Origin of the sequence: Lysobacter enzymogenes, assembly GCF_900106525.1 — a bacterium.
Lineage (GTDB): Bacteria > Pseudomonadota > Gammaproteobacteria > Xanthomonadales > Xanthomonadaceae > Lysobacter > Lysobacter enzymogenes.
This window is the reverse complement of sequence record NZ_FNOG01000005.1, coordinates 320,316-321,763: the sequence shown is the minus strand read 5'-3', so window position 1 is coordinate 321,763 and position 1,448 is coordinate 320,316. Positions and strand designations below refer to the sequence as shown.

The window sequence follows — 1,448 nt, the reverse complement described above, 5'->3', positions numbered from 1 at the left end:
AGCGCTGTTGCGTCGAATGCGTCCGCAACGGTGGTTTTACCAAGTCCGTCCGGATTCGCCGAACCGCCGGCCGCAAGCGTCGATGTGTTGTAGCAAGGCCTCGCTAAGAAGACCCGATCCGAAGCTCGATCCACGTTGGGCGCGATGCGCCCGCCCCACGCATTCCAGGAGTGTTGCATGTCGCGTTTTCGCAAGATCGCGCTGGTCGCCGTCGCGGCGGTGGTGTTGGGCGGCGCCGGCTTGGCGGCGCTGAGCCAGGCGCCGGCCGATCCCGGCCAGAACAAGGGCCAGGACAAGAGCGAAGGCGAGGGCCCCGGCGCCGCGGGCGCCGACGCGCCGGTGCCGGTCGCGCTGGCGCCGGTCGCGCGCCAGGACGTGCCGGTGTATCTGATCGCGCAGGGCACGGTGCAGGCGCGCAACAGCGTTACCGTCAATCCGCAGATCGGCGGCGTGCGCCTGGTCGAGCTGCACTTCAAGGAAGGCCAGGAGGTCAAGCGCGGCGATCTGCTGGCCCAGCTCGATCCGCGCAACGCCCAGGCCGGCTTCGATGAAGCGACGGCCAAGCTGCGCCAGGACCAGGCCGCGCTGGCGACCGCGCGCAGCAACTACCTGCGTTCCTCCGACGCGCACTATCGCCAGTACGTGTCCAAGCTCGACCTCGACACCCAGCGCAACGCAGTCGCCCAGGCCGAGGCCTTGGTCGCCGCCGACGAAGCGGCGATCCACAACGCGCGGGTGCAACTGGACTACACCCGGGTGCTGGCGCCGATCGACGGCATCGCCGGCATCCGCGGCGTCGATCCGGGCAACGTCGTCACCACCAGCACCAATCTGGTCACCATCACCCAGGTGCGGCCGATCTACGTCAGCTTCAATCTGCCTGAGCAGAACCTGGACAGCGTGTACCGCGCCACGCAGGCCGGCGCGCCGCTGGAGGTCGAAGCGTTGGACCGGGTCGATGCGCACACCGTCGCCGCCGGCGGCAGTCTCGATGTGATCGACAACGCGGTCGACCCGGCCACCGGCACCTTCAAGCTGCGCTCGCTGTTCGGCAACGATCCGCGCGCGCTGTGGCCGGGGCAGTTCGTCAATGTGCGGCTGAAGCTGCGCACCGTCGCCGGCGGTCTGGTGATTCCGGCGCAGGCGCTGCAGCGCAGCCCGGACGGCGATTACGTCTATCTGCTACAGCCCGACCAGACGGTGAAGATGCAGCCGGTCAAGGTCGCCGGCGAGGTCGGCGACAGCCAGGTGATGATCGGCGCGGGCCTGCGCGAAGGCGGGCGGGTGGTGGTCGAAGGCCAGTTCCGGCTCAAGCCCGGCAGCAAGGTCAAGCCGGTCGCGGCCACCGCGACGGTCGCGCTGGCGATGCCGGCTGCCAGCGCGCCGAGCGTGAACGCGCCCGCCGCGGGCGCGTCGGCGGCGCCCGCCGCAGCGGCGCGTTGAGCGCG

Annotated in this window: 1 protein-coding gene; it reads left to right on the top strand. The window is 70.4% G+C overall.

What is annotated here, in order from left to right:
- Positions 1-177 precede the first annotated feature (177 nt).
- Positions 178-1,443, top strand: coding sequence for an efflux RND transporter periplasmic adaptor subunit (locus tag BLU84_RS14485; RefSeq protein WP_074868432.1), 1,266 nt, complete (start codon positions 178-180; stop codon positions 1,441-1,443).
- Positions 1,444-1,448 lie beyond the last annotated feature (5 nt).